Annotated in this window: 24 protein-coding genes and 2 pseudogenes; 10 read left to right on the top strand and 16 right to left on the bottom strand. The window is 65.0% G+C overall.

Annotated elements, in window-relative coordinates; all coding sequences use genetic code 11:
* Positions 1–7 precede the first annotated feature (7 nt).
* Complete coding sequence (locus U743_RS19390) at positions 8–1,240, top strand: CaiB/BaiF CoA transferase family protein (RefSeq protein ID WP_043764635.1); 1,233 nt, start codon at positions 8–10, stop codon at positions 1,238–1,240.
* 18 nt (positions 1,241–1,258) lie between these two features.
* On the opposite strand, the gene U743_RS00310 is transcribed toward U743_RS19390, so the two are convergent.
* The gene (locus U743_RS00310; protein ID WP_043764637.1) at positions 1,259–1,837 is read right to left on the bottom strand and encodes a rhomboid family intramembrane serine protease; all 579 of its coding nucleotides are present in this window, start codon (positions 1,835–1,837) and stop codon (positions 1,259–1,261) included.
* Positions 1,838–1,864: 27 nt separating this feature from the next.
* Positions 1,865–3,001 carry an aminotransferase class V-fold PLP-dependent enzyme gene (locus tag U743_RS00315; protein ID WP_043764639.1) on the bottom strand — a complete coding sequence of 379 codons (1,137 nt, stop codon included), beginning with the start codon at positions 2,999–3,001 and terminating at the stop codon, positions 1,865–1,867.
* A 299-nt stretch (positions 3,002–3,300) separates the two neighbouring features.
* Here U743_RS00315 and U743_RS17805 point away from each other — a divergent pair, with 299 nt between their 5' ends.
* Positions 3,301–4,368: a GGDEF domain-containing protein gene (locus tag U743_RS17805; protein ID WP_052367342.1), complete on the top strand. Its 1,068-nt coding sequence runs from the start codon at positions 3,301–3,303 to the stop codon at positions 4,366–4,368.
* A 6-nt stretch (positions 4,369–4,374) separates the two neighbouring features.
* On the opposite strand, the gene U743_RS00325 is transcribed toward U743_RS17805, so the two are convergent.
* The gene (locus U743_RS00325; protein WP_043770428.1) at positions 4,375–4,920 is read right to left on the bottom strand and encodes a YaeQ family protein; all 546 of its coding nucleotides are present in this window, start codon (positions 4,918–4,920) and stop codon (positions 4,375–4,377) included.
* A 114-nt stretch (positions 4,921–5,034) separates the two neighbouring features.
* On the opposite strand from U743_RS00325, the gene U743_RS00330 reads away from it, so the two are divergent.
* Entirely contained in the window at positions 5,035–5,646 is a 612-nt protein-coding gene (locus U743_RS00330) for a DUF6151 family protein (protein WP_043764641.1), read from the top strand.
* 50 nt (positions 5,647–5,696) lie between these two features.
* A complete protein-coding gene (locus U743_RS00335) occupies positions 5,697–6,299 on the top strand; it encodes an MOSC domain-containing protein (protein ID WP_052367343.1) in 603 nt (200 codons plus the stop codon).
* A gap of 75 nt (positions 6,300–6,374) precedes the next feature.
* Here U743_RS00335 and mdoH read toward each other — a convergent pair whose 3' ends face one another.
* Together mdoH and U743_RS00345 are read right to left on the bottom strand one after the other, a co-directional pair.
* Complete coding sequence (gene mdoH, locus U743_RS00340) at positions 6,375–8,702, bottom strand: glucans biosynthesis glucosyltransferase MdoH (protein ID WP_052367344.1); 2,328 nt, start codon at positions 8,700–8,702, stop codon at positions 6,375–6,377.
* Complete coding sequence (locus U743_RS00345) at positions 8,699–10,252, bottom strand: glucan biosynthesis protein G (protein WP_043764642.1); 1,554 nt, start codon at positions 10,250–10,252, stop codon at positions 8,699–8,701. The genes mdoH and U743_RS00345 overlap by 4 nt, the downstream gene beginning before the upstream one ends.
* A gap of 271 nt (positions 10,253–10,523) precedes the next feature.
* Between U743_RS00345 and U743_RS18975 the strand changes: the two genes are divergently transcribed.
* Positions 10,524–10,715, top strand: a complete 192-nt coding sequence (locus U743_RS18975) for a hypothetical protein (protein ID WP_156966277.1) — start codon at positions 10,524–10,526, stop codon at positions 10,713–10,715.
* Between the two features lie 12 nt (positions 10,716–10,727).
* Here U743_RS18975 and U743_RS00350 read toward each other — a convergent pair whose 3' ends face one another.
* The 6 genes from U743_RS00350 to U743_RS17810 all read right to left on the bottom strand — a co-directional run bounded on the left by U743_RS00350 (position 10,728) and on the right by U743_RS17810 (position 15,122).
* Positions 10,728–11,750 carry a fatty acid desaturase gene (locus U743_RS00350; protein WP_043764645.1) on the bottom strand — a complete coding sequence of 341 codons (1,023 nt, stop codon included), beginning with the start codon at positions 11,748–11,750 and terminating at the stop codon, positions 10,728–10,730.
* A gap of 532 nt (positions 11,751–12,282) precedes the next feature.
* Entirely contained in the window at positions 12,283–13,029 is a 747-nt protein-coding gene (locus tag U743_RS00355; protein WP_156966278.1) for a PEP-CTERM sorting domain-containing protein, read from the bottom strand.
* A 62-nt stretch (positions 13,030–13,091) separates the two neighbouring features.
* Entirely contained in the window at positions 13,092–13,454 is a 363-nt protein-coding gene (locus U743_RS00360) for a VOC family protein (RefSeq protein WP_043764647.1), read from the bottom strand.
* Between the two features lie 99 nt (positions 13,455–13,553).
* Positions 13,554–13,916, bottom strand: a complete 363-nt coding sequence (locus U743_RS19600; RefSeq protein WP_198021868.1) for a potassium channel family protein — start codon at positions 13,914–13,916, stop codon at positions 13,554–13,556.
* A complete protein-coding gene (locus U743_RS00370; RefSeq protein ID WP_043770443.1) occupies positions 13,819–14,826 on the bottom strand; it encodes an IS30 family transposase in 1,008 nt (335 codons plus the stop codon). Before U743_RS00370 ends, U743_RS19600 begins: the two co-directional genes overlap by 98 nt.
* Complete coding sequence (locus U743_RS17810; RefSeq protein WP_052367347.1) at positions 14,775–15,122, bottom strand: hypothetical protein; 348 nt, start codon at positions 15,120–15,122, stop codon at positions 14,775–14,777. The genes U743_RS00370 and U743_RS17810 overlap by 52 nt, the downstream gene beginning before the upstream one ends.
* Before the next feature lie 485 nt (positions 15,123–15,607).
* Here U743_RS17810 and U743_RS00380 point away from each other — a divergent pair, with 485 nt between their 5' ends.
* A complete protein-coding gene (locus U743_RS00380) occupies positions 15,608–16,750 on the top strand; it encodes an epoxide hydrolase family protein (RefSeq protein WP_043764648.1) in 1,143 nt (380 codons plus the stop codon).
* Positions 16,751–17,040: 290 nt separating this feature from the next.
* Complete coding sequence (locus tag U743_RS00385) at positions 17,041–17,841, top strand: alpha/beta hydrolase (protein ID WP_043764650.1); 801 nt, start codon at positions 17,041–17,043, stop codon at positions 17,839–17,841.
* A gap of 605 nt (positions 17,842–18,446) precedes the next feature.
* On the opposite strand, the gene cadR is transcribed toward U743_RS00385, so the two are convergent.
* Entirely contained in the window at positions 18,447–18,854 is a 408-nt protein-coding gene (cadR, locus tag U743_RS00390) for a Cd(II)/Pb(II)-responsive transcriptional regulator (protein ID WP_007148576.1), read from the bottom strand.
* A gap of 95 nt (positions 18,855–18,949) precedes the next feature.
* Here cadR and U743_RS00395 point away from each other — a divergent pair, with 95 nt between their 5' ends.
* The 3 genes and pseudogenes from U743_RS00395 to U743_RS00405 form a co-directional block, all read left to right on the top strand.
* Positions 18,950–19,846, top strand: coding sequence for a cation transporter (locus tag U743_RS00395; RefSeq protein WP_043764655.1), 897 nt, complete (start codon positions 18,950–18,952; stop codon positions 19,844–19,846).
* 3 nt (positions 19,847–19,849) lie between these two features.
* The gene (gene lspA / locus U743_RS00400; protein ID WP_003821921.1) at positions 19,850–20,362 is read left to right on the top strand and encodes a signal peptidase II; all 513 of its coding nucleotides are present in this window, start codon (positions 19,850–19,852) and stop codon (positions 20,360–20,362) included.
* Between the two features lie 21 nt (positions 20,363–20,383).
* Positions 20,384–20,662, top strand: a pseudogene (locus tag U743_RS00405) (transposase family protein); the annotation flags it as partial.
* 70 nt (positions 20,663–20,732) lie between these two features.
* Here U743_RS00405 and istB read toward each other — a convergent pair.
* The 4 genes and pseudogenes from istB to istA form a co-directional block, all read right to left on the bottom strand.
* Positions 20,733–21,398: pseudogene (istB, locus tag U743_RS00410) on the bottom strand (IS21-like element helper ATPase IstB); the annotation flags it as partial.
* 8 nt (positions 21,399–21,406) lie between these two features.
* Positions 21,407–22,438, bottom strand: coding sequence for an IS30 family transposase (locus U743_RS00415; protein WP_043764661.1), 1,032 nt, complete (start codon positions 22,436–22,438; stop codon positions 21,407–21,409).
* 18 nt (positions 22,439–22,456) lie between these two features.
* On the bottom strand, positions 22,457–22,615 hold the full coding sequence (locus U743_RS18980) for a hypothetical protein (protein ID WP_156966280.1): 159 nt from the start codon (positions 22,613–22,615) through the stop codon (positions 22,457–22,459).
* Positions 22,612–23,628 carry an IS21 family transposase gene (istA, locus tag U743_RS00420; RefSeq protein ID WP_043764662.1) on the bottom strand — a complete coding sequence of 339 codons (1,017 nt, stop codon included), beginning with the start codon at positions 23,626–23,628 and terminating at the stop codon, positions 22,612–22,614. The genes U743_RS18980 and istA overlap by 4 nt, the downstream gene beginning before the upstream one ends.
* Positions 23,629–23,690 lie beyond the last annotated feature (62 nt).

Raw genomic sequence — 23,690 nt, forward strand, 5'->3', positions numbered from 1 at the left:
ATCAATCATGAGCGATACCGCCAACCCGCTGCTCGACGGCCTGCGCGTGCTGGACTGCTCGCGCCTGCTGCCGGGGCCCTTCTGCACGCTCTATCTCGCTCAGCTCGGCGCCGAGGTCATCAAGATCGAGGAGCCCGACGGTGGCGACTATGCGCGCGCCATGAGCCCGGAACTCTTCGAGCTGGTCAACCGCGGCAAGAAGTCCGTGACGCTGGATCTGCGCAAGGCCGAGGACGTCGAGGCCTTCAAGCGCCTCGCCGCCGAGGCCGACGTCGTGGTGGATTCCTTCCGCCCCGGCGTCATGGACCGGCTGGGCTGCGGCTACGAGGATCTGCGCGCGGTCAACCCCAAGCTGGTCTACGCCGCGCTTACCGGCTACGGCCAGAGCGGGCCCTACCGCGACCGCGCCGGCCACGACATGAACTACCTCAGCTACGCCGGCGTGCTCGACCAGATCGGCAGCGCCGGTGGTCCGCCCGTGCAGTCCAATGTGCAGATCGCGGATCTGGCCGGCGGCGCGCTGACCTGCGCCATCGGCATCCTGTCGGCCGTCATCGGCGCACGCGCGTCGGGGCAGGGGGCCTTCGTGGATGTCGGCATGCAGGACGGCTCGCTGGCGCTGCAGACGGTGGCGTTGTCGACGCTGCGCAGCCTGGGCCACACCCAGGCCCGGGGCGAGGACATGCTCTCCGGGGCGCTGCCCAACTACAACCTCTATCGCTGCCGCGGCGGTGGCTATATCGCCGTCGGCGCGCTGGAGCCGAAGTTCTTCCAGAAGCTGCTGGCTGCCCTGCAGGAAGAGCTGGTCCCCGGCGCTGTGAGCAGCGTGCTGGCATCGGCCGCGAGTCGACTGCAGAAGAAGAAAAAGTCCAGCGGTGGCGGGAAATCCTCTGGTGGTGGCAAGGGCGGCGTCGGCAAGCTGGCCAAGCTGATGGATGATCCGACCCGCGCCCGCCGCGCGCTGGCGCCGGTGCGCTGGGCGCTGGTGGCGGCCTTTCGCCTGAAGACCCGCGACGAATGGGCGCGCATTCTGGAAGACGCCGACGCCTGCATCAGCCCGGTGCTATCGCTGGAAGAGGCACTGGCCAATGAGCAGACCGTGGCGCGAGGCATGGTCGAGGATCACGGCGGCAAGCCGGCGCTGCGCAACCCTATCCAGTTCCTGGGCGCGCAGACGCGCAGCGGTGGCGCACCGGCGCTGGGTGCTGACAACGCCGAGATCCTGGGGCGCCCGGCCTAGCGGCCGGCCGCCCCCGGCTCAATGCCTTACGGCGCGGGCGCGCCAGTAGCGCAGCAACACGAAGGCGCCGGCGAGCCCGCCCAGGTGCGCGAAGTGGGCTACGCCCGACAGCGTGCCGCTCATGCCGGCGTAGAGCTCGAAGGCCGCGTAGAGTGCGACGAAGACCGGCGCGCGCATCGGGATGGGTGGAAAGAGCAGCATGATCTGCCGTCGCGGGAAGAGCATGGCGTAGGCCACCAGCAGGCCGAATAGGCCGCCGGAGGCCCCCACTGTCGGCACCGGATCGCCGAAGGCGGTGACCACCAGCTGGGCAAAGGCCGCCGCCAGCACGCTGGCGGCGTAGAGCTGGATGAAGCGGATGGGCCCCAGCGCGCTCTCGATGTCGCGGCCGAACATCCAGATGCCGAACATGTTCACGGCCAGATGGAAGACGCCGCCGTGCAGGAAGGCGCTGGTGACGATCTGCCAGAACTGGAAGCCCTCGCCCAGCGGCCACAGCGCGAAGCTGCGCAGCAGGCCGTCGGCGGCCTGCATCTGCAGGCCGAAGATGGCGATGCACACCGCCATGATGATGTAGGTAACGTTCTCGGATCGCATTGCGGCTCGACTTGTTGGGGGTGGGCCTCAGCCCTCAGCCGGGATGGTATCGAGCGCAGCTTCCAGGCGCGCAACGGTGCCGTCGACGTTGGCAAGCTTGTCGAGGCCGAAGAGCCCGATGCGGAAGGTCTTGAAATCCTCCGGCTCGCCACACATCAGCGGGACGCCCTTGGCGATCTGGATGCCGCGCTCGGCGAAGGCGGCGCCGCTGTGGATGGCGTCGATACGCGTGTGGCAGACGACCACGCCGGGGGCCGCGAAGCCCTCGGCAGCGACACTGGCGAAGCCGCGAGCGGCGAGGCTGCCGCGCACGCGCCGGCCCAGCGCCAGCTGGCGCTCGCGCGCCGGCTCCAGGCCGAAGGCACGCGTCTCGACCATGGCGTCGCGGAAGTGGCGCAGGCCGTCGGTGGGCAGGGTCGCGTGATAGGCGTGGCCGCCATCCTCGTAGGCCCGCATGATGCCCAGCCACTGCTTCAGATCGAGCGCGAAGCTGGAGCTTTGCGTGGCCTCGACGCGTGCCAGCGCCGCTCGGCTCAGCATGACGAGGCCGGTCGAGGGGGTGGCGCTCCAGCTCTTCTGCGGTGCGCTGATCAGTACGTCCACGCCCAGCGCCGCCATGTCCACCCACAACGCGCCGGATGCCACGCAGTCCAGCACCAGCAGGCCGCCGTTGGCGTGCACGGCCTCGGCTAACTCGCGGATATAGGCGTCGGGAAGCAGCATGCCGGCCGAGGTCTCGACGTGCGGCGCAAAGACAAGGTCGATGCTGGACTCGGCGATGGCCTCGGCGACTTCATCGACGGGCGGTGGCGCCCAGGCCGCCTGCGGCGAGGGTTCCAGCGGCGCGGCCTTGAGAACCATGCTCGTCGTGCCCAGTCCGCCCATCTCCAGGATTTGCGACCAGCGATAGCTGAACCAGCCGTTGCGCACGATCAGGCAGCGCTGGCCGGGCGCCAGCTGCCGGGCCACCGATTCCATGGCCGCCGTGCCGCCGCCCGGCACGAGCACCGCCGCTTCTGCCGCGTAGGTCTCGCGCAGCATCTGCGAGAGATCGCGCATGATCTGCTGGAAGGCCGCGGACATGTGATTGAGGGCGCGGTCGGTGAACACCACCGAGTATTCGCGCAGCCCCTCCGGATCGGGGTTGGTCGGGAAGCTTGCCAATCTGTGCACTCGCGCCGAAAACTAGTGCCCATGATGGGAGTCCGCGCCGCCGCGCGCCACTTCCGTTGCCTTGTCGTCCCTGGTAAACGGCAGCGAGGCGCCGGACGTGCGGGCTCGTCGGCCGCTCCGGTGATGGTTACACTGCAAAATGACTCACGCGAGCGAGGGAGCCGAATTCATCCGAAACGGCAAGCACAGCCTGTGCCGAGACGGAGCCAGCAGGGGACACCGCTGCATGGTCGCTTACTGTGCCTTGGCGCGTCCGCAACGGGGGAATTGCATCCGTGATGAAGAGACCCATGCCGCCACTTGAGTGGGATGCGCACACAGTGCAGCTGCACGGCTTCGCGCGCGGCGTGCACCAGATTCAGTGGCTGCTGGTTACCCTGGTGTTGCTCTATCTGATCCTGGCCGGCGAACCGCTGGGCGGTGACCAGGTGGCTGCGCTGGGCACGCTCGGCTACTTTGGCGTGAGCATGGCCGCGCACGGCTTGACCGCCTTCGGCCTCAACCGGCGCTGGATGCTCGCGCTGCACACCTGGGTGATGATCGGCTTCATCACCTGGCTGTTGCTGGAAATGCAGGGTATCGACGGCCCGCTGGTCGGCCTGTATCTGCTCGCGGTCATTACCAGCGCGCTGGCGCTGGGCAAGCTGGCGACGCTGCTGGAGGTGGCTGTCATCGCCAGCTGCTACCTGCTGCTGCTCTATCAGGGGCGCGGGCTGGAGGCCTTCATGGGGGCGGAGCTGGCGGCTGCCGGCGCGCATGTCGTCATGTTCCTGCTGGTGGGCTATCTCACCACCATGCTGGCCGACGCCATTCATCTGGCCAATGAACGCATGCTGCTGATGGCGCACACCGACCAGCTCACCGGGCTCGCCAATCGCGCCGCTTTCGCCACCCGCACCGAGAACCTCGACGACGACGCCTTGCGTGTCGCGCGACGCTACGCCGTGGTGATGGCCGACATGGACAATCTCAAGAAGATCAACGACGAGCACGGCCACGCCGCAGGCGACGAGGCGCTGGCGGCGGTGGCCCGGCACCTGGAAGCGGCGACGCGTAAGCAGGACATCACCGCGCGGCTGGGCGGCGACGAGTTCGTCGCGGTTCTGCCCGACGCCAATATCGAAGATGCGCGCAAGCTGGCCGAGCGCCTGTTGCGGGAGATCGGAGCGCTGCCGGCCACGCCTGTGCCGCCCCGGGTGAGCATTGGCGTGGCGGCCTGTCCCCAGCATGGCCGTGCCGTGCAGGCGGTTCTGCGGCGGGCGGACGATGCGATGTATCGCGCCAAGCGCGCCGGCGGGCATGCGGTGTGTGTCTCCGGCGTCGATGCCGAGCCGGTGAGTGCCGCCGCGACGGTCTGAAGCGCTTTAGAGGCCGGCTGCGCTGTAGCGGTGAATCTCGCTCATTCGGCTGTCGCCGTCGATGTCGAGATAGAGCTGCCCCTCGGTTACCGATACCGCCAGCTTCGAGCGCCGCTGCAGCGTTTCGGCTGCCGCCGTCAGGAAGTCGCGGTCGAAGGCGTAGACCGGCACCTCCGTGGCACGGTGGATCTTCGAATCGGCGTACTGCGTCAGCAGGGGGCGCGGGTCGCGGTGCGTATACACCATCGCGCGACCAGCCAGCTTGCTGCCCCGATGCACGCGCTCGGCGTCCGGCGCACCGACCTCGATCCATTTGGTGATGCGCCCGGTCAGGTCACGCACCACGACGGCGGGCTCGTCGGTGGCCGCCACGCCCTCCGTCAGCGCGATGCCGTCCTCGAATTCCAGACAGTAGGCCAGCACGCGCAGCAGCATGAAGGCGCCCGTTTCCGATGGCTGCTGCGCCACACGCAGCGCGAAATCGGCGTAGACGCCCCGGTCCATGTCTGCGAGCTGGAGGGTGAAGTGGTGCAGCGTTGCGGTGAGGGCCATCTCCGGAGTATGCGGCACGCGCGCGGTGCAGGGGGCATGTGTGACTGCGCGCAGTCTTGCGTCGGTCATCAGGCCTCGGTAGCTTCTGTCTCCGAAAACCAGAGGGGCGCGCGCATGGAGACAGCGCTTCGCATCCGGTGTGACTGCGGCAAGCTGCAGGGCATCTTCCGCGGCGTCGCGGCAGGCAGCGGCAACCGCACAGTGTGCTACTGCCGCGACTGCCAGGCCTTTGCCCGCTTCCTGGAGCGCCCCGATGTGCTCGACGCTCACGGCGGCACGGAGGTCTTCCAGCATTCGCCGAGGGGGCTGGTCTTCACCGAGGGGACCGCGCAGCTCGCATGCGTGCGGCTCAGCGACAAGGGCATGCTGCGCTGGTACGCGGCCTGCTGCCGCACGCCCATCGCCAACACGATGCCCGCGTCGGCCATGCCCTTCGTGGGCCTGATAAGCGCCGCCTGGGACGCGGAGGGCGATACCCTGCTCGGACCAGTCCGCAATCGCATTCAGGCGCAATCCGCGATCGGTGATACGGGTGATCTCGAAGCCAGTCAGGGCGTACCCCTGCCGGTGTTCGTGCGGGTGCTGTGGCTGCTGATCAAGGCCCGCCTGCGAGGTGATCACCGGCATTCGCCCTTCTTCGACGCAGCAACCGGTCAGCCCCGCGCGCGGCCGCAGGTGCTGTCGCCGGAAGCGCGTCGCGCGCTGGAAGGCCCCGAGGCGCACTGAGTGCGACGGCCGTATCTATACTGCGCGCCGAGAATCGGTGGAGCGCCACAATGACGAAGCTCGCGCGCGAGCCCTATGGCCCGAAGGGCGATCCGGAGCGGCATCTTTCCTTGGCCGAGTTGCGCGCCGGCCTGGATGCTCTGCCGCCCGAGCCGGATGCGGAGCGCGGGCGCGTCGCATGCATCGTGCGCCGCCGGGCCGACGGTAGTCGCGAGACTCTCAGTGCCACCGAGCTGTCCGTCGATCTCGGCGTGCCCGGTGACGGCTGGTTCCGCCGCCCGCCGCGCGATCCGGAATCGCAGATCGCGGTGATGCGCAACGCCGTCGCGCGGCTGATCGCCAACGGTCAGGATCTGAGCTTGTTCGGCGACAATTTCTTCGTTGATTTCGACATCTCCGCGGCGAATCTTCCGCCCGGAAGCCGGCTGTGGGTGGGCGCCGCGCTGGTCGAGGTAACCGCCAAGCCGCACAACGGCTGCGCCAAGTTTCATGAGCGCTTCGGCGACGATGCGCTGCGCTTCGTGCAGGCGCCTGCCGCGCGACACCTCAATCTGCGCGGCATCTTCTGGAAGGTGCTCGAGGGCGGCACCGTTCGGATGGGCGATGCCATCGCCGTGGTGACACGTCCCGACGAAGGGGGTGCGAGCGGCTGATCCGCATCGCGCCGCTCGGATCCGATCGCATCGGCGCTCCGCCACGGTGGTGTGGCCCGCCAGCTGCGCTGCGGATCAGGCTGCGAGCCTTGCCGCCGGAGCATCTGGTGCTTGCTCTGTCAGCGCCCAACCGGGGTGGGCCAGTTCCGGTTGCATCTGTAGCAGCCAGTACAGCCTAGACAGCGCCCGATTGTCCGCGAGCAGTCGGCGCCATTGCATGCTGCTCAGCGCATCCGGTCCATTATCGAAGGCGTGCTGGATGGTGCGTCCGGGGTTGCGCATGGCCTCCTCATCGTCGCGCGTCATGGCGCGGTGCAAGGCCCAGATGCGCGGATCCAGGACGGCGTCGCGGGCGTGGATGCCGGCGGCCAACGAGTGCTCGGTATGGCGCTCCAGCGCCTCGGCGGTCCATCGCAAGACGGCCGGTGGGCGCGACTCTTCCGGTGTGACGAAGCAATGTGCCTGCCGGGTCGCACGGCCCGCGCTACGGCTTGCAGACGCTGCCGCCAGCGGCACGGCGATCACTAGCGGGCCAAGCACCGGTATCGACCACCACAGATAGGCAGGATCCAGATACCAGAGATAGCTGCCCCACGCGATGGCGATCAGGCTGGGCAGGGCGAACAGGCGTAGCGCGCCCTCCCACGGTACGGCGCCGTCCGCGCGGGCCTGGCCGCCCCATTGCGTGCGGATGCCCAGCAGCACGGCAATGACGAAGACGGTGTGCGCGACCATGCGCAGCGGTGCCAGCAGACTGGAGACGAGAATCTCCATGAGCAGCGAAGCGCTCAGGCCGAGCCATCCGCCGAAGGCGCGCGCGCCGGGTCCGCGCGTGACTGCCACGATGGCGGCGAGGATCTTGGGCGCGATCAGCAGCGCGATGGTAGAGGCCAGCAGAGACACAGCCAGCTCGGGGCGCCATATGGGCCAGTCCGGGAAGAGCACGCGGTGCTCCGGGAAGTACTGCGGCGACGCGAAAGCCTCGATGGTCAACTGACCGGTGGTGGCGAAGAGGAAGAGGAACCACAGTGGTGCGGAGAGATAGGCCATTACCCCGACCAGGAAGCCGGCGCGGTGCGCAGGGTGCAGGCCCGGAGTATTGAACAGCCGCAAGTGCTGGAGATTACCCTCGCACCACCGCCGATCTCGGATCAGCTCCTCGATGAAATTCGAAGGGGGTTCTTCGTAGCTGCCGTCGATGTCGTAGGCGATCCACACCTGCCAGCCGGCGCGGCGCATCAGTGCGGCTTCGACGAAGTCGTGACTGAGAATTGCGCCACTGAGCGGGCCGCGTCCCGGAATGCGTGACAGGCCGCAATAGCGGATGAAGGGCGCCAGCCGGACGAGCGCGTTGTGCCCCCAGTACTGCGCTTCCCCCAGCTGCCAGTAGTGCAGCCCGGCCGAGAAGACGGGGGCGTACAGGCGCGAAGCGAACTGCTGGACGCGCGCGAAGATCGACTGCCTGCCGGCGGGCACGGGGGCCGTTTGCAGGATGCCGACCTGCGGATTCGCCTCCATGATCTCGATCAGACGCCGCAGGCATCGGCCTTCCATGACGCTGTCGGCGTCGAGCACCATCATATGGTCGTAGCGCGCGCCCCAGCGCCGGCAGAAGTCCGCGATATTGCCGGTCTTGCGGTTGATGTGATGCCGTCGCCGCCGGTAGTGCACGCGGCCGGCCGCGTTCAGGTCGCGGATGAGTTCGGCCCAGGCCAGCTCCTCGGCGAGCTGGATGTCGGGGTCGGTGCTGTCGCTGAGCACATAGCAGTGAACCCGCCCGCCGAGGCCGGCTTCATCAATGGAGCGCAGCGTGGCACGCAGGCCGGCGAAGACGCGGTCCACCGGCTCGTTGTAGATTGGCATGACCAACGCCGTGCGCGTGCTAATGGGCGGCGGATCAGTTGGCGCCCGTCGCGAGATTGCGAAGCGGTCCAGGCGCGTCAGGCAAATCCAGGTGCCGGCGATCGCCGTCCAGAAGCCGATCGATACCCAGAAGAAGAGCGCCGCGAAGAGCAAGGCGACCACCAGCTCCAGGCCCTGCTCGCCCTGATGCGGCATGAGACCGACAAAGAAGAAGCTGGCGTACACAGTCTGCGCCGCAGCCAGGCCGACCAGCAGCAGGCGGCGCAGCCAGGCACTCAGCCGATCTCCCGGGCGCCGCGGCCATTCGCTGGCCGATTCGGGGCGCCTGGGCGCCATCGATGTGCGCCGTAGCGCCGGCATGGCCTCCAGCTTCAGGGGCCACCGCGCGATGCGCGCGGCTTCGGCGCCGGCGACGCCGAACCAGTGCATCACGATGCGCGCCGCGCTGTCAGCCAGTGTCCGCTGCGTTGGCATGGCCTCCTCCGGCAGTAGGTGCTCCTGCTGTGCGATCTTGCCGGTGTCCTGGCTTCCGGCGCTCATGACGGGTCAATGCTGTAGGACCAAACCTCACTGAGGGCTTCGTCGTCGGCATCGCGCAGCTGCAAACGCAGCTCGATGGCCTGCTCCTGTGCATCGTCGCGCGGCCTGCCCTTGATCACCGCGCGCCATCCGCCGGTGTGCGGGTTGTGCATGGTCTGCACTTCCTCGGCCTCGAAGTTGCCGCTGTGGCTGAATTCGCGGCGAATCTCCGCGTCCGGCGCCAGCCCCGCGAGCGGCCCGCCGGCGAAGTCGATGATGAAGTGTCGTGCCTTCTCGTCGCCCTCGGGCCGGGCCAAGCGGGTGGCTCGAACCGTCGCCAGTTCGGGGCCGCTCAAGCGCGCGTGCTCCCAATGGATGGTGTAGGCGAAGGACAGGGGGGCCTCGGGCGTCACTGCCCGCTCCGGTACCCAGAACGCCACGATGTTGTCGTTGACCTCGTTGCTCGCCGGGATCTGTATCAGCTCGATGTGCCCGGCGCCCCAGTCACCGTGCGGCTCGACCCATGCGCTCGGTCGCCGCTGGTAGTCCGCTTCCAGATCCTGGTAACTGGCGTGGTCGCGGTCGCGCTGCATCAGGCCGAAGCCCTGAAGGTGTTCGCTGCTGAAGGCGTTGGCGGTCAGTTCGTCGGGGTTGCGCAGCGGACGCCACAGCCACTCGTCGTCGGCGTGCACGAGCAAGCCGTCCGAATCGTGCACTTCCGGCCGGAAATCCTTGGGTGGCCGCGGTGTGGCCTCGCCGTAGTAGTACATGCTGGTGAGCGGGGCGACTCCGAGCTTGTCGATCGCTTGGCGCGGGAAGAGCTTCGCTTCCACCTTGGTGCGGGTGGTGTCTCCCGGCGTGACCTCGAAGGCGTAGGCGCCGGTGACGCTGGGACTGTCGAGGAGCGCCAGGATGCGGAAGCTGGTGGCGTCCTTGCGTGGCCACTCAATCCAGAACTCCCGGAATGCCGGGAATTCCTCGCCGCTTGGCTCGGCGGTATCGATGGCCAGACCGCGCGCGGAGAGCCCGTACTGCTGCCCCCGACCGAGCGCTCGGAAGTAGGAGGCTCCCTGGAATACGATCAGCTCGTCCTTGTAGTCCGGAGCATTCAGCGGGTAGTGCAAGCGAAAGCCGCTGAAGCTGAAGTCTTCGGGTATCTCCTCAGGAGCCTCGTTGCGCCCGTAATCGAAGAGCGCCGGGTCGAAGGGCACGGCCTCGACGCCGTCTTGCGTGATCAGGTTCAGCGCGATCGGGGTGTCGTAGTACAGCCCCAGATGCAGGAGTTGCAGCTCCACGGGCAGCTCGGTATCGCGCCAGATGGCGCGCTCGGGTCGAAAGCGGATGTCGCGATAGGCGTCGTAGTCCAGCTCCTCCAGCGACGGTGGCATGGCGACATCGGCGGGCTGGAAATCTTTATCGGCGAGGCTGCGGGCGCGTTCGACGAGCGCGTCGTAGGAACGCACCTCCGCCCATCCCGTCGTTGACAATCCAACGCCGAGAATCGCCGTCGCCAGGCGAAGTACGACCTTTGTGCGCAGCTTGTAGTGGCCTCTGTCGTTGCGTCCCAGCATTCCTTTGCCCTCCTTGTGGCTGCAGGACATCTTCGGGCTCGTCGCCGTCGATCGGATGGCGCACTGGCGCATGGGCGCGAGTGCCGAGGACAAGCCGGATCATTCGCCGGCAGTGTTGTCACCCTGGCCTGACTGATCGCTGACTGTGCGCTGGCGCGGGCAGTGCGCGTCAGCGCACCGACCGTGGCGTACTCTTCGGCTAGCTTGCTATGGAGCCCTGATCCGAGCGCCGAGCACTCCTGCCCCGCGCAGGAGTCAGAGGGAGATGGCAATGACCGAACACACCCAGGCAACCTCTGACGCGGTCGGCGAATCACGAGCGCCGGATGCATCCGCTGGCCGCGGCCAAAGGCGCCCGTTAAACCCCGTGACGGTTTCGCGCGATTTCATGGGGTTGAAGCCGCACGATCAGCACGCCAGCGCTGCTGCGATCAAAGCCTACTTCGCGCCGCCCAAGGGCTGACATGCGGCGGAATCACGAAGCTTGATGCCTTTCGCGCAGGCGGCGCCAGCCGATCAACTCGTTGGTCGATTCGTCCCACAGCCGCAAAGGAATCGAGCGAAAGCTCCCCAGCAGGGTCAGCGTGGCGACTTCCTGAAATACGGGATGCGCGGTGTGGCAACGTTCCAGATGGTAGTTGGGGACGCGCGGATTCAGGTGGTGCACGTGGTGAAAGCCGATGTTGCCGGTAAACCATTGCAGCACCCGCGGCAGCTTGTAGAAGGAGCTGCCTTGCAGCGCAGCGTCAACGTGGCGCCTGTTTTCGTGGCGTTGCCAGCTGACCGTCTCGAACTGGTGTTGAACATAGAACAGCCAGATGCCTACGGAGCCCGCAAGGCCGATGACGCCGAGCTGTATCAGCACATAGGGGCCGAGTCCCAGGGCGGCGCTCATGCCCCAGGCCGTCACCGCGATGGCGAGATTCGTCGACCACAGCGACTGCCTCTCGCGCTTGTCCGATGCGGCCGCGGTAAAACGATGATCCACCAGGAAAACGTAGAGCGGGGCGAGAACAAAGAGCACGAAGGGGTTGCGCCCGAGGCGGTAAGCCAGACGGGTGCCCCATGAGGCGGATAGGTACTCCTCGACCGTAAGCGTCCACACGTCGCCGGTGCCGCGGCGGTCAAGATTGCCGGCCGTGGCGTGGTGCAGCGTGTGCTCGCGGCGCCACTTGTGATAGGGCGTGAAGACCAGGGCCCCGCAGACGAAGCCCCAGATAGCGTTGGCGCGCCGGCTCTGGAAGAAGGAGCCGTGGCAGCAGTCGTGGAAGATGATGAAGATGCGTACCGCCAGGCCTGCGGTTACGACGATCAGCGGCGGGATGAGCCACCAGGACACGGACAGGCTGAGATACATCAACAACCACAACAGCGCATAGGCGCCGAGCGTGTTGACGAGCTGCCAGCTGGCCTTCATGAGATCGGCCCGCTGATAGGGCTTCACGGCCTCGTGCAGTGCTGCGGGCCGGGGTAGGCGGTTGGCCTCGATCTTGTTCATATCATCCTGGGATTTGGTGCTTCGGAGTGGCGCATCACGGGCCCAGCGACCCGCGCTGCGAACTGCCAGCGCCGCTTCCGGGAAACCGTGCTTCGTGGTCATTGGCGGCAATTGCGGTCGCGGTAGAACGCGACCAGTTTCGGCAAGTTCCGGTTCGTCGTCGGTACGCTGCCGAACATAGATGCGGGGGCTGGCGCGGCCCCCGCCGCGTTGCCGGTTTAGCTCAGCGTCCGTGGAGCAGGCGGTGGCGTTCCAGCGGGACCGCACCTTAGCCCGCGCAACTCAATGGCTCCAGCGCGGGGCGGTCGCGGCACCGAATCTCCCGGCAGCGTATGGAGCAGTCTGCGCCATACGCGTGATCAGTGCCTGATGGCGCGCAGTGGTAGCGCCGGCGGGGCGCCGTGACGCGGGAATTCCGCCTGCAACCCGGTCCGGGCGGGCGGCAGCGGCGTCGCCGCTCAGTACCATTGCCCTGAGCGGTCGATGCTCGGCCGCCTTCGACGACCGCTCGGTCCGCGATATGCGGGCTGGCCTACCGCGGCTCCAGAGTGGCCACGATGCGCGTATAGAACAACTCGGTACGCCCCTCGAAGCCGGAATCAGTGCCCACCGTCACCCAGGCCACGCCATCAGAGTCGGTGTTCAGGATGAAGGCGCCGTCGCTTTCCACCGTCTTCAGCTCCCAGACGCGCTCGCCGACATTGCAGCCCGAGCCCTCGTTGGCGACGTTGCCGATGATGATCGCGTCCTTGCCGCCCGCCGACTGGTTGCCCTTGTCGATATTCATGCGCCAGTGCTCCTCGACCAGTACCGGCTCCGGTTGCCTCGTGGTCATGCCGGTCTTCACCCATACCGACTCGCCGGGTGCGCCGCCGATGCCGGCGCAACCCGCGGGCGAGTCGGTCGCGAACTCGACGCGGAAGCGCGCCTCGTAGGAGGTCTCCGGGGCCAGCCCTTGCACCGGTCCGGTCCAGTACATGAAGACGTCATCCGAGCGGTTGGTAGCGCCCACCATCAGGCCGTGCCCCTCGCCCGATAGCTTTCCGGGAAGCGGCTCATGCCCGGAGGCGAACTCCATGATCTCCTCTTGCTCGGGCGAATAGTCGGCGAAGCCGGCCTCCCATCCCGAGGCGTCCGGGGCGTCTGCGGCCGTGAAATCCAGCGTCACGACTTGTCTTCCGGAATCGTTCTGGCTGCTGCTACAGGCTGCGAGCAGCAGCGATGCTGCCGCTAATAGCGTGGCCAGTGCGGTCCGATTCCCATCAAGCAATCCCTGCATGGTGATCTCCCGAGTCCTTCCACGGTCAGGGTATCGAAGCGGCCGGAGTCGCGGCCAGACGCTCAGTAAGGGCCGCCGGGCAGAGGCGTGGCGAAGGACAGCTCATGACCGTCGGGGTCCTGGATGTGGAAATAGCGCTCGCCCCACTCGGCGTCCCGGGGCGCGAAGTCCGGTGTCAGGCCGGCTGCCAGCGCCGTGGCGTGCACGGCATCGACGTCGTCGACATGGAAGATCGCGCGGCCCCAGCCGGTGTTGAGGGTCTTCGCCCGGGCCAGATTGAGAAAGCCCTCGCCGGCGTAGAAGCTCGTGAAGCCGGCCTCTTCCCCGCCAAACTTCAACGCGAAGCCGAGCGTGCGGTAGAAGGCACAGGACTGCGCCATGTCGGTGACGAAGAGGGTGACGGCGCTGAGCCTTTCGATGCGCACCCCGGTCACGCTCCGTAGTGTCGGACGGATGGTCGTCGAGACCCACGCCCCGAGGCTTCGATTTCGCGTTGCCTCCACTGGTGAGGGCTGGGCGCCTGATCAGTCATCCTGTTTCTTGCCCCATGTCCGGTCCATGACGAGATAGGTAAAGGAGGCCGACCAGGTGATCAGCATGAAGCCAACCAGCGCTTCGGTTCCGGCCAGAAAGCGCGTCGCGCCGATGGCGTTGAGATCGCCCCAGCCCACTGTGGTGTAGGTCGACGCCGAGAAGTAGATGCAGTCTAGGAGGGTCAGCGCGTCGTAGCCTACGATGGCGCCTGTATCCGGGGGTGGATTCCAGGCCCAAGTGCAACATCCTCGGCTATCAATGTTGTGTTGTTGCGTAGGCGGCCTCGAAGAAGACCTCGGCCGGTGTCCGAAAGCCCAGCGATTTGCGTGGTCGATTGTTGAGTTGCCAAGCAATGGCGTCGAGTTCGCGCTGGGTGTAGTTCGACAGGACATGGCCCTTGGGCAGGTACTGGCGGAGCAAGCCGTTGGTGTTTTCGTTGATTCCCCGCTGCCAGGGGCTGTTCGGATCGGCGAAGTAAATACTGAGGCCCGTGCGCTCAGCCAGCTCGCTGTGGCGCGCCATTTCCTTGCCCTGATCGTAGGTCAGCGTCCGTCGCTGCGCCTCAGGCAGGGCATTGAAGGTCTTGCTGAACCCCTCCAAGGCGGCCTCGGCGGTGCAGCCATCCATCTTGGCGAGCATAACGAAGAGGGAATGGCGGTCCACCAGCGTGCCGACCGCCGATTGATTGCGGCGCCCGACGATAAAGTCGCCTTCCCAATGCCCCGGCACCAGTCGGTCTTCAGCTTCCGGCGGGCGCACATGGATGCTGACCATATCCACGAGCCGGCCGCGCCGATCCCGGCCTTGGCGGCGCTTGCGCCCGGTGCGATGCCCTTGTCGCAGCAGCGACGTCAACTCGCGTCGGAGCTGCCCCCGTGGCGTGGCGTAGATCGCGGTGTAGATCGTCTCGTGCGACACCCCACCCAGTCTGCCGGCGATCTGTTCCGGGGACCAACCGCGATGCAGCCGATCCACCACCTCCGGCCAGAGCGCGCCTGTGCGAACCAGCTTGCGTTCCACACGCGGCTTGCGGCGCAGCCGGCTGGCGCGCCGGCCTGCGCTCGGCGCGTCATATCGGGGAATCTTGCGCGGCCGCCCCTTGAGCGACTCCGATTCCTGCCGGTAGCCGTTGCGCCGGAGTTCCCGCTGGACCGTGCTCGGGGATCGGCCGATGGCCTCAGCGACGCAACGCATGCTCGCACCGCCCAGGATCATCGCCATGATCGTGCCCCGTTCCTCCGCGCCCAAGTGTCGATAGTGAATCCCCACAGCACACCTCCTTTGCCGGAAGTGTTGCACTTGGCGCTTGAATCCAAGGGGATATTGATGAGCAGCCAGAAGGCGCCGCCAAACAGCCAGATCTCGGCAATATGGGTTCCGAGCAGCACGCTGATGACGATCAGCAGGGTCGGACGGTCGTGGTGATCCCTTTGCTTGTCGATCGGGCGCGTTCGGGTCCAGCGGTTGAGCGCAGCGATGACCTCGAAGTGGAGAAACACGGCCAATCCGACGACCAGCGTGGTGACGGCCACGACCGTCCAGTCGGAAGCGCTGATCACGATGCCCCTGCCTGCTGTCTGCCAAACATGAGCCCTGTGGTCGCTACGCGGTGGCAGCCTTCAAGCGAGTGCGGGAGCGGTCGGCGCAGCTTTGCCGTATATGAGCGAACGCCGCCGCATCTCGGGGAAGGCGGCGCTTCCGTACGCCATTTCGTTGGAAGCATGGGCGACCTCGCCCTCGTCAATTTACGTTTCCCGGATATTCGGCTGTGAACTTCCCGCATGCCCGCAGCTTAGCAATATGGATCGCGTCGGAGCCGGGGGGGTGAGGCCGCGATCGACCCTGCGGGCGCACCTTGGCGTCGTCCTGTTCGTCTCCGAGGCGACAGGGCCATCATTCATTTGCCTGGCAAGCGAGGCGCTTTTCCATCCGTGAACCGTGCTAGTTCTTCTTGCCGGATCGCCGGGGCCCGCCCGTTGCGTGCTGGCAGTATGCAGTGCGCTGCGCGCCTCGCGTGGCGGGATAAAGTCGCAAGGAGTAGCCCTTGAAGCCATCCATCGAGCCCTTCGCCATCCATGTCGCCGACGCTGCGCTGGACGATCTGGCCGAGCGGCTGCAGCGCACACGCTGGTCGGAGGCAGAGCTGGTCGACGATGGATCGCAGGGCGTGCCGCTGGCCTGGATGCGGAACATCTGCGAGCACTGGCTCGAACACTACGACTGGCGCTCGCGGGAGGCGCGCATCAACGCCTGGCCGCAGTTCCGCACCGAGATCGACGGGCTGGGCATCCATTTTTTGCACGTGCGCTCGCCGGAGTCGAATGCCACGCCGCTGCTGATGACCCACGGTTGGCCGGGTTCGATCGTGGAATTCCTGAAGGTGTTGGGGCCGCTGACCGATCCGCGCGCCCACGGCTGCGATCCCGCCGATGCCTTCGAGGTCATCTGTCCCAGCCTCCCCGGTTATGGCTTCAGCGACAAGCCATCCGAAACCGGCTGGAGCGTGGAGCGCATCGCCCGCGCCTGGGCGCAGCTGATGGCGCGCCTCGGGCACGAGCGTTATCTGGCGCAGGGCGGGGACTGGGGGTCGATGGTGACCACGGCGCTATCCAAGCTCGACCCGGAGCATTGCGCGGGCATTCACTTGAACATGGCGCTGGCTACGCCTACGCAGGAAGACATGGCGCAGCTCACGGAGGGCGAGCGGGCGGCGCTGACGCGCATGGAGCACTACCGCAAGCACGACAGCGGCTACGCCAAGCTGCAGGCGACGCGGCCCCAGACGCTGGGCTATGGGCTGACGGACTCCCCGGTGGGACAGGCGGCCTGGATTCTGGAGAAGTTCTGGAGCTGGGTCGATCACGACGGCAGCGGGCCGGACGCTGTCATCAGTCGCGACGAGCTGCTGGACAACGTGATGCTCTACTGGCTGCCCGCCACGGCCGCCTCTTCGGCGCGCCTCTACTGGGAGAGCCTGCGCAATTTCGACCGCGAGCCGGTTACCGCGCCCACGGCCGTATCCGTCTTTCCGGGTGAGATATTCCGGCCGTCGCGGCACTGGGTGGAACGGCGCTACCTGGATCTGCGCTACTTCAACGAGCCCGAGCGCGGTGGCCATTTCGCGGCCTTCGAGCAGCCGGAGCTCTTCGTGCAGGAATTGCGTGCGGCCTGCCGCTGTATGCGCTGAATCGGGGCAATCCCAGTCCGAATCGGACAAGCTAAGAATGGTGGGAATCGTGCGTTGTACAGCCCAAGAATCGCTCTGCTTTGCGAGCGGTGTGCAGGCGCACAGCGCTCGTACCACCCAGCGCTGAGTTCGCGCCAGCTCGGCGCATGGCTCGCTTCGCTCAAACCGTTGAAGGAAGGCTCAGCAACCGGCCGGATGGGGCAGACAGTAAAACCAGGATTGGTCTGGTATCTCGACGAGACCTGTTTCTGCGTACGATTTATCCAACGAACACGACTCGGAAAGAGCCGATGAACCTGGAAGTCATTCGCAAGGGCAAGCGCGGTGATACTGCAGCCAGCCCGCTGCTATTCGTGCACGGCGCCTGGCATGGGGCCTGGTGCTGGGAAGAGTTTCTTCTGGATTATTTCGCCGGGCTGGGCTACGAATGCGTGGCCCTCAGCCTGCGCGGACACGGCGGCAGTCCAGGCGTGGAGAAGATGAATCGCTACCGCATCGCCGACTACGTGGCGGATGTGGCGTCGGTTGCCGAGAGTCTGGATACCCCGCCCGTTGTCATCGGACATTCCATGGGCGGCTTGGTGACGCAGCATTATTTGGCCCAGCATCCGGCCCGCGCCGGGGTGCTGCTCGGTTCGGTGCCACCCTTTGGTGTCTGGAGGGTCGTTCTGAAGCTGCTGCGTCAGCATCCGCTGCGTTTTCTGGCTGCCAATCTGCGCCTGAATCTGCAGTTGCTGGTGAACAGCCCAGCCAAGGCGCGCGAGCTGTTTTATTCGGCGGGCGTATCGGATGCCGATGTGGCCCGTTATGCGCAGCCGCTGACCAGCGAGTCGTTCCTCGCTTTTCTGGATATGGTGATCATGAATCTGCCCCGGCGAGGCTCAGTGAGCACGCCGTTGCGGGTGCTCGGTGGAGAGCTGGATTCGATCTTCCCACCCGCCGATGTGCGGGCCACGGCGGCTTTCTATGGCACGACCGCCAGAATCTACGCCGAGACGGCCCATAACCTGATGCTGGAACCGCGCTGGCAGGACGTGGCCGACGACATCCACGCATGGATCCAGGGCGGGTTTCAGGCAGAGGCATCGTAGTCTGGTTCAGCGACCGAGCCGGCAGCTTGGGCGCTGAAAGCGGATCTGGTGGGTCTGCCAGGATTCGATGAATCGGCAGGAAAGCCGATTCACGCGACCGAAGGGAGCCCGGAGGGCTTGGGCCATGGATGGCCCAAGCAACCAGGAACCATTCCCCAAGCCAGCGATTTCGTCGCTGAAAGCGGATGTGGTGGGCCTGCCAGGATTCGATGAATCGGCAGGAAAGCCGATTCACGCGACCGGAGGGAGCCCGAAGGGCTTGGGCCATGGATGGCCCAAGCAACCAGGAACCACTCCCCCGAGCGAGCGACTTTGTGCAGTAAACGATAATGTTGCTTCGCGGTAAACGTTTTTCCTTGCCAACAGGGGCGCTACTTGGCGCTACCCGCATGCACCCTTCCCTGACTTCCCAGCGTGTTAGTAAACTGAAAATGCAGCAAAGAGTCGGAAGAAAACCAATAGCGTACTCATCTATTTGTTGGGTTGCTATAGGCTGGATCCGGTGCCCGTAAAATATTGGGTAAGCGGATTAAATGGTTGATCTCACCTTTGCATGAGAGTGAGACAGACCGGCATCTCATCGGATTATCTGGTTGATGCTTCACCTACTGCTGGTGCATGTTTCCTTCGCTAATTCCAGCAAGAACCCCACACGCCTCAACTTCCCGGTCATCGTTGCAACTCGCTCTCAGTGAAACGAGTTGTTTCTCAAGCGCTTGCAGAGCGGTTATCTGCGACCGCACATGAGAGATGTGATCATCGAGCAAGGTGTTGACGGCGGTACAAGGCTGATGAGGGTCGTCCTGATAGCTCTGTAGTTCGTGAATCTCAGCCAGTGACAGGCCCAGGATTCTGCAGCGACGGATGAAGGCCAGCCCCTCACCATGCTTCTCGGTATAGACACGGTAACCGTTGTCCTGCCGATCAGGCGGCGGCAACAAGCCCTGCTGTTCATAGAAGCGGATCGTCTGTGTTTCGACCCCTACCAACTGCGCCAACTGACCAATGCGCATCAGCCTCCTCCCCAACGGATTCTTTACTCTATTGACCTTATAGTAGCTTTATAGTTTTAAATGGTACCACAACATTGTTCAAGTGGAGTCGTATCATGAGCAAATCCTGTGGTGGCGCCTGTGGCGGTGATGCAACGTCCGCAGCGGATACCGATATACAGGCCTCCTCCGAGGCGCCAGGGAGATGGGTCAGTGTTTATGCCGTGCCGAAGATGGACTGTCCATCAGAAGAACGAATGATTCGCCTAGCCCTGAACGGCTTTGAGGAGATTCGGGCGCTGTCCTTCGACTTGTCGAACCGCCGGCTGAAGGTCGTGCATGACGGCGAGGTCGAGCCCGTCACCTCGAAACTGAAGACCTTGGGGCTAGGCGCCTCGCTTCAGGAAACCGTCGCTGCAAATCCGGAGACCATCAAGGCCGCCGAGTTTTCGGCAGCTTCTGCTAAGCAAGAATCCGGGACCCTGCGCTGGTTGCTCGGCATCAATGCACTTCTGTTCGTGGTGGAAATGACTGCCGGTCTGATCGCCCGGTCCGCCGGCCTGATTGGAGAATCCCTGGACAATTTTGCCGATGCGGCGGTGTACGGGCTTGCCCTTTATGCGGTTGGACATAGCGTGAAAATGCAGGTACGTGCCGCGCATCTTGCTGGTGTACTGCAACTGATCTTGGCTGTGGGCGTGCTCGTAGAGGTGGTGAGACGCTTTGTATTCGGTAGTGAGCCTGAATCGCTGGTGATGATGGCTATCGCATTCGTCGCATTGATTGCCAATACCAGTTGTCTGCTGCTCATATCCAAACATCGGGAAGGCGGGGCGCACATGAAGGCAAGCTGGATATTCTCGGCCAACGACGTGGTGATCAACCTGGGGGTCATCACCGCCGGCGCCCTGGTCGCGTGGACCGGTTCCAATTATCCGGATCTGATTATCGGCACCATCGCGGGGGGCATTGTACTTAACGGTGCCAGACGCATTTTGGCGTTGAAGGGTTAAATAATGCTCATTATTGGCAAAAAGCTCTCGCCGTATGCCCTATTGTCCATATCGGGCCTGCTGGCAGCGTCTGATCAGGCTGTAAAGTGGCTGGTGCAGCAATCAATGGCCTATGGCGAGTATGTTTCGGTGACCCCGTTCTTTAACTGGGTGCACCTATGGAACACCGGTGCCGCATTCAGTCTTTTTGCGAATGGTGGAGGCTGGCAGCGCTACTTTTTTATCGGAATCGCGGTAGTGGTCTCGATTTTTCTGATCAAGCTGATCCTTGAAAATCGTCATAAAGGAGAAGCCATCGCTTACAGTCTTATCCTCGGTGGCGCCATGGGCAACCTGATTGACCGGGTCTTTCGCGGCTATGTTGTGGATTCCTTTGATTTCTATTGGCGAGACTGGCATTGGCCGGCCTTCAACCTGGCTGATATTGCAATTGTCCTCGGTGCCTTACTTTTCGTTTCCAGCAGCTTGTTGGGTAAAAAAGCAAACACCAATGCCGAGTCGGATGGATCTGACTGACACCTACGCCTATACAACACCATGACCGAACTTCCCGACAACATCCTTCACCTGCCGCAATACCAAGTACTGGGCTGCAAATCAACCGACGACGAAATGCACTTCCAGGTGGACGTGCCCGATCCCATCGCCTGCGAGGAATGCGGCGTGCAGGGTGAGTTCGTACGGTTCGGCAAGCGTGACGTTCCCTATCGTGATCTGCCCATCCACGGCAAGCGGGTCACTCTCTGGGTGGTCCGCCGCCGATACACCTGCCGGGCCTGCAAGACAACATTCAGGCCCCAGCTACCGGAGATGGTTGTCAACGCCGACTGAAAACTGACCCACTTCCGGTGCAGGTCGCCGAAGTAAAACTGACCCAGGGCCACGCTCATTCGATGGTCGTGGCGGCAGGCCGTTGGACGTGTCCGGCCTTGCGCTTGTCTTTGAGGCGGTAGCTCTCGCCGCTGATCTGGACGATGTGGCTGTGATGCAGCAGGCGGTCGAGCAGCGCGGCAGTTAGCGTGCTGTCGTCGGCCAGAGCCGTGGACCATTGGGCAAAGGGCAGATTGCTGGTCAGCACGATGGCGCCGCGCTCGTAGCGCCGGGCCACGACCTGGAAGAAAAGATTGGCCTCGTCGCGGCCGAAAGGCAGATAGCCCAGCTCGTCGATGACCAGCAGCCTGGGGCCTGCGACGACGCGGTTGAAGTAGCTTTTCAGCCGCCCCTGGCTTTTGGCCGTGGCCAGCTGCAGCATGAGATCGGCGGCGGTGATGAAGCGCGTCTTGATGCCCGCCTGGATGGCTTGATAGGCCAATGCGCAGGCGATATGCGTCTTGCCGACGCCGCTGGGGCCGAGCAGCACGACATTCTCGGCGCGCTCGACAAAGGCCAGCCCGGCGAGCTGCTGGATCTGGGCGCGGGGCGCGCCCGAGGCGAAGCGAAAGTCGTAGTCGTCAAGCGTCTTGACGGCCGGCAGGCTGGCCAGGCGCAGAAGCGACTGGCACTTGCGCTGCTGGCGGGCGTCGTGCTCGGCCTTGAGCACGGCTTCGAGGAAGGCTGGTCTCAAGAATGAAGTGCAACGTTATCGTGAAAGTTAGCCATTTCCTGGGCCATGACTTCCTCGGGCGTTTGCCAGTCCAGGGTTTTGCGTGGTCGCCCGTTGAGCAGGCGCGCGACGTCGTTGAGCTGGGTCTGGCTGACCGTCGACAGGTCCGTGCCCTTAGGCAGGAATTGGCGCAGCAACCCGTTGGTGTTCTCGTTGCTACCGCGCTGCCACGGGGCATACGGGTCGGCGAACCAGATATCGAGCTTCAAGCGCTGGGCGAGCTCCTCATGACGCGCCATCTCGCTGCCCCGGTCGTAAGTGAAGCTCTCGCGCATGAAGGCAGGCACCTTCTTCATCTGGCGCGTGAAGCTTTCGAGCGCCGCGTCGGCGCTGCAGTCCGCCATCTTGCAGAGAATGACGAAGCGCGTTTTGCGCTCAACGACGGTGCCCACGGCCGAGCGGTTGTAGGCGCCCTTTATAAAGTCGCCTTCCCAGTGACCCGGCAGCTTGCGCTGCGTCACATCTTCGGGACGATGAATGATCCTCAGATCCTCGGGCACCACCATGCCACCCTTGCCGGCGGCGGTACGCCGTTTCTGGCCGCGCTGCGGCTTGTGCTGGCGCAGGGCTTCCACCATGGCTTTCTTCAGCGCTCCCTTGGGGTGCGCGTAGATCGCCGCGTAGATGGTCTCGTGGCTGATCTTCCAATCCGGATCGTCGGGAAACATGCGTTCCAGTCTGCAGGCGATCTGCTCTGGCGACCAGGCAAAGTAGATCAGGCGGTCGTGCACGTATTGCCAGAGCATCGAGCCGGACTGAAGCTTGCAACGCCGTCCGCACCGCTGTCGTCGCTGCCGGTAGGCCGCGGTCGCCGCCGTAGCGTTGTAGGCCTTGCTAGCCATCGCATTACGCCGACGTTCCCGCGAGATCGTCGACGGCGAGCGCCCAAGCCGTCGGCTGATCTCCCTGGTCGTCACGCCTTCATCAGCCAACAACATGATCGCCGCGCGTTCCTCCGCCGAGAGATGGCGGTAGCTTCTTGTCGTCATCGCAACACCGTATCTGCATCAGAATGGGGTGTTGCACTTGGTTCTTGAGTCTAAGAAGTCGCTGTGGCTGCCTTCGGTCTTGGCGGTATGGTCGGCCAGCGCCGGATACTCGGCGGCTACCGCATCAAGCTGGAGCTGCTGGCACAGCGCCTGGATGCGCTCGGTCTGGAGGTTCACGGATGCACCTCCAGCAGATCCTGGTAGACCGACAGCGGATGCTGGAAGCTGTCGATGGGTACGGGCCTAGCTGCGGCCGGTACCCGGGCCGGCGCCTCGTCGCGGGCCGCCGGCAGCGCCTGCAGCACATGGCGTTCCTCGTCGAGCCGCACCGCCGGCTTGACGCCGGTGGTGCCGTGCACGCGCTGGTCGGCGACCTCAATCAGCCAGCGTCCGACGTGGGCGTTGGCGACCGCAACATCGAGCTGCAGCCCCGCTGTCTTGAGGCTGGCGGCCAGCGGCGTGACGAAGGATTCCTTGAGATAGCGATTGAAACGCTCGACCTTGCCCTTGGTCTTGGCCCGATAGGGTCGACACAGCTTCGGCAGGAAGCCGTAGGCCTCGGCCAGCGCCAGCAGATCCGGATGCCAGCGGTGCAGGCCGTCGCCGTAGGCGTCGCGCTCGATGACCACCGATTTGGCGTTGTCGAACAGCACTTGCTTCGGCACGCCGCCGAAATGCACGAAAGCGGCCTTGAGGCCATCCATCCAGCTGGCGGCATCCTCGCGGTCGCAGAAGCGCACGGCACTGGACCGGGAATAGCCCAGTGTGCCGACGAAGGCCAGCAGTCGATGCCGGCCCCGCCGGATCGTGGTGAAGTCGACCTGCATCTGCTCGCCGGGGGCGGTCTCGAAGCGCACCAGCGGCTCGACTTCCTGCCGCTTGAGCGGTGCCAACAAGGCCTTCAGCTGGCTGATGCCGCCGTCATAGCCTTGCTCCCGGATCTCGCGCAGCAGCACCGTCGCGGGGATCCAGTGCGGCCGTGCGGCTTCCACCCGCGCCATCAGATAGGCCTTGTACGGATCCAACTTCTGCGGGCGCGCCGCACGATCGGCGTAGCGCGTCGCCTCCGGGTCCCGCAGGTAGCGCCGCACCGTGTTGCGCGAGCATCCCAACTGCCGCGCGATCTCTCGAACACCCACATCCTGCCGGGATAGGACTCTGATCTCCACTGCTTGCTCCAAGCTCAACATGGGCGGCCAAAAGGCCGCCATCCTCGCCCAGGTGGGTCAGATTTACTTCGGCGCGGTGGGTC

Origin of the sequence: Algiphilus aromaticivorans DG1253 (assembly GCF_000733765.1) — a bacterium.
Taxonomy (GTDB): domain Bacteria; phylum Pseudomonadota; class Gammaproteobacteria; order Nevskiales; family Nevskiaceae; genus Algiphilus; species Algiphilus aromaticivorans.

What these genes read in the sequence shown, in the direction of transcription:
- U743_RS19390 (WP_043764635.1), top strand. Translation starts at nt 8, where the DNA reads ATGAGCGATACCGCCAACCCGCTGCTCGACGGCCTGCGCGTGCTGGAC.
- U743_RS00310 (WP_043764637.1), bottom strand. Translation starts at nt 1,837, where the DNA reads ATGCGATCCGAGAACGTTACCTACATCATCATGGCGGTGTGCATCGCC.
- U743_RS17805 (WP_052367342.1), top strand. Translation starts at nt 3,301, where the DNA reads ATGCCGCCACTTGAGTGGGATGCGCACACAGTGCAGCTGCACGGCTTC.
- U743_RS00325 (WP_043770428.1), bottom strand. Translation starts at nt 4,920, where the DNA reads ATGGCCCTCACCGCAACGCTGCACCACTTCACCCTCCAGCTCGCAGAC.
- U743_RS00330 (WP_043764641.1), top strand. Translation starts at nt 5,035, where the DNA reads ATGGAGACAGCGCTTCGCATCCGGTGTGACTGCGGCAAGCTGCAGGGC.
- U743_RS00335 (WP_052367343.1), top strand. Translation starts at nt 5,697, where the DNA reads ATGACGAAGCTCGCGCGCGAGCCCTATGGCCCGAAGGGCGATCCGGAG.
- mdoH (WP_052367344.1), bottom strand. Translation starts at nt 8,702, where the DNA reads ATGAGCGCCGGAAGCCAGGACACCGGCAAGATCGCACAGCAGGAGCAC.
- U743_RS00345 (WP_043764642.1), bottom strand. Translation starts at nt 10,252, where the DNA reads ATGCTGGGACGCAACGACAGAGGCCACTACAAGCTGCGCACAAAGGTC.
- U743_RS18975 (WP_156966277.1), top strand. Translation starts at nt 10,524, where the DNA reads ATGACCGAACACACCCAGGCAACCTCTGACGCGGTCGGCGAATCACGA.
- U743_RS00350 (WP_043764645.1), bottom strand. Translation starts at nt 11,750, where the DNA reads ATGAACAAGATCGAGGCCAACCGCCTACCCCGGCCCGCAGCACTGCAC.
- U743_RS00355 (WP_156966278.1), bottom strand. Translation starts at nt 13,029, where the DNA reads ATGCAGGGATTGCTTGATGGGAATCGGACCGCACTGGCCACGCTATTA.
- U743_RS00385 (WP_043764650.1), top strand. Translation starts at nt 17,041, where the DNA reads ATGAACCTGGAAGTCATTCGCAAGGGCAAGCGCGGTGATACTGCAGCC.
- cadR (WP_007148576.1), bottom strand. Translation starts at nt 18,854, where the DNA reads ATGCGCATTGGTCAGTTGGCGCAGTTGGTAGGGGTCGAAACACAGACG.
- U743_RS00395 (WP_043764655.1), top strand. Translation starts at nt 18,950, where the DNA reads ATGAGCAAATCCTGTGGTGGCGCCTGTGGCGGTGATGCAACGTCCGCA.
- lspA (WP_003821921.1), top strand. Translation starts at nt 19,850, where the DNA reads ATGCTCATTATTGGCAAAAAGCTCTCGCCGTATGCCCTATTGTCCATA.
- U743_RS00415 (WP_043764661.1), bottom strand. Translation starts at nt 22,438, where the DNA reads ATGACGACAAGAAGCTACCGCCATCTCTCGGCGGAGGAACGCGCGGCG.
- istA (WP_043764662.1), bottom strand. Translation starts at nt 23,628, where the DNA reads ATGTTGAGCTTGGAGCAAGCAGTGGAGATCAGAGTCCTATCCCGGCAG.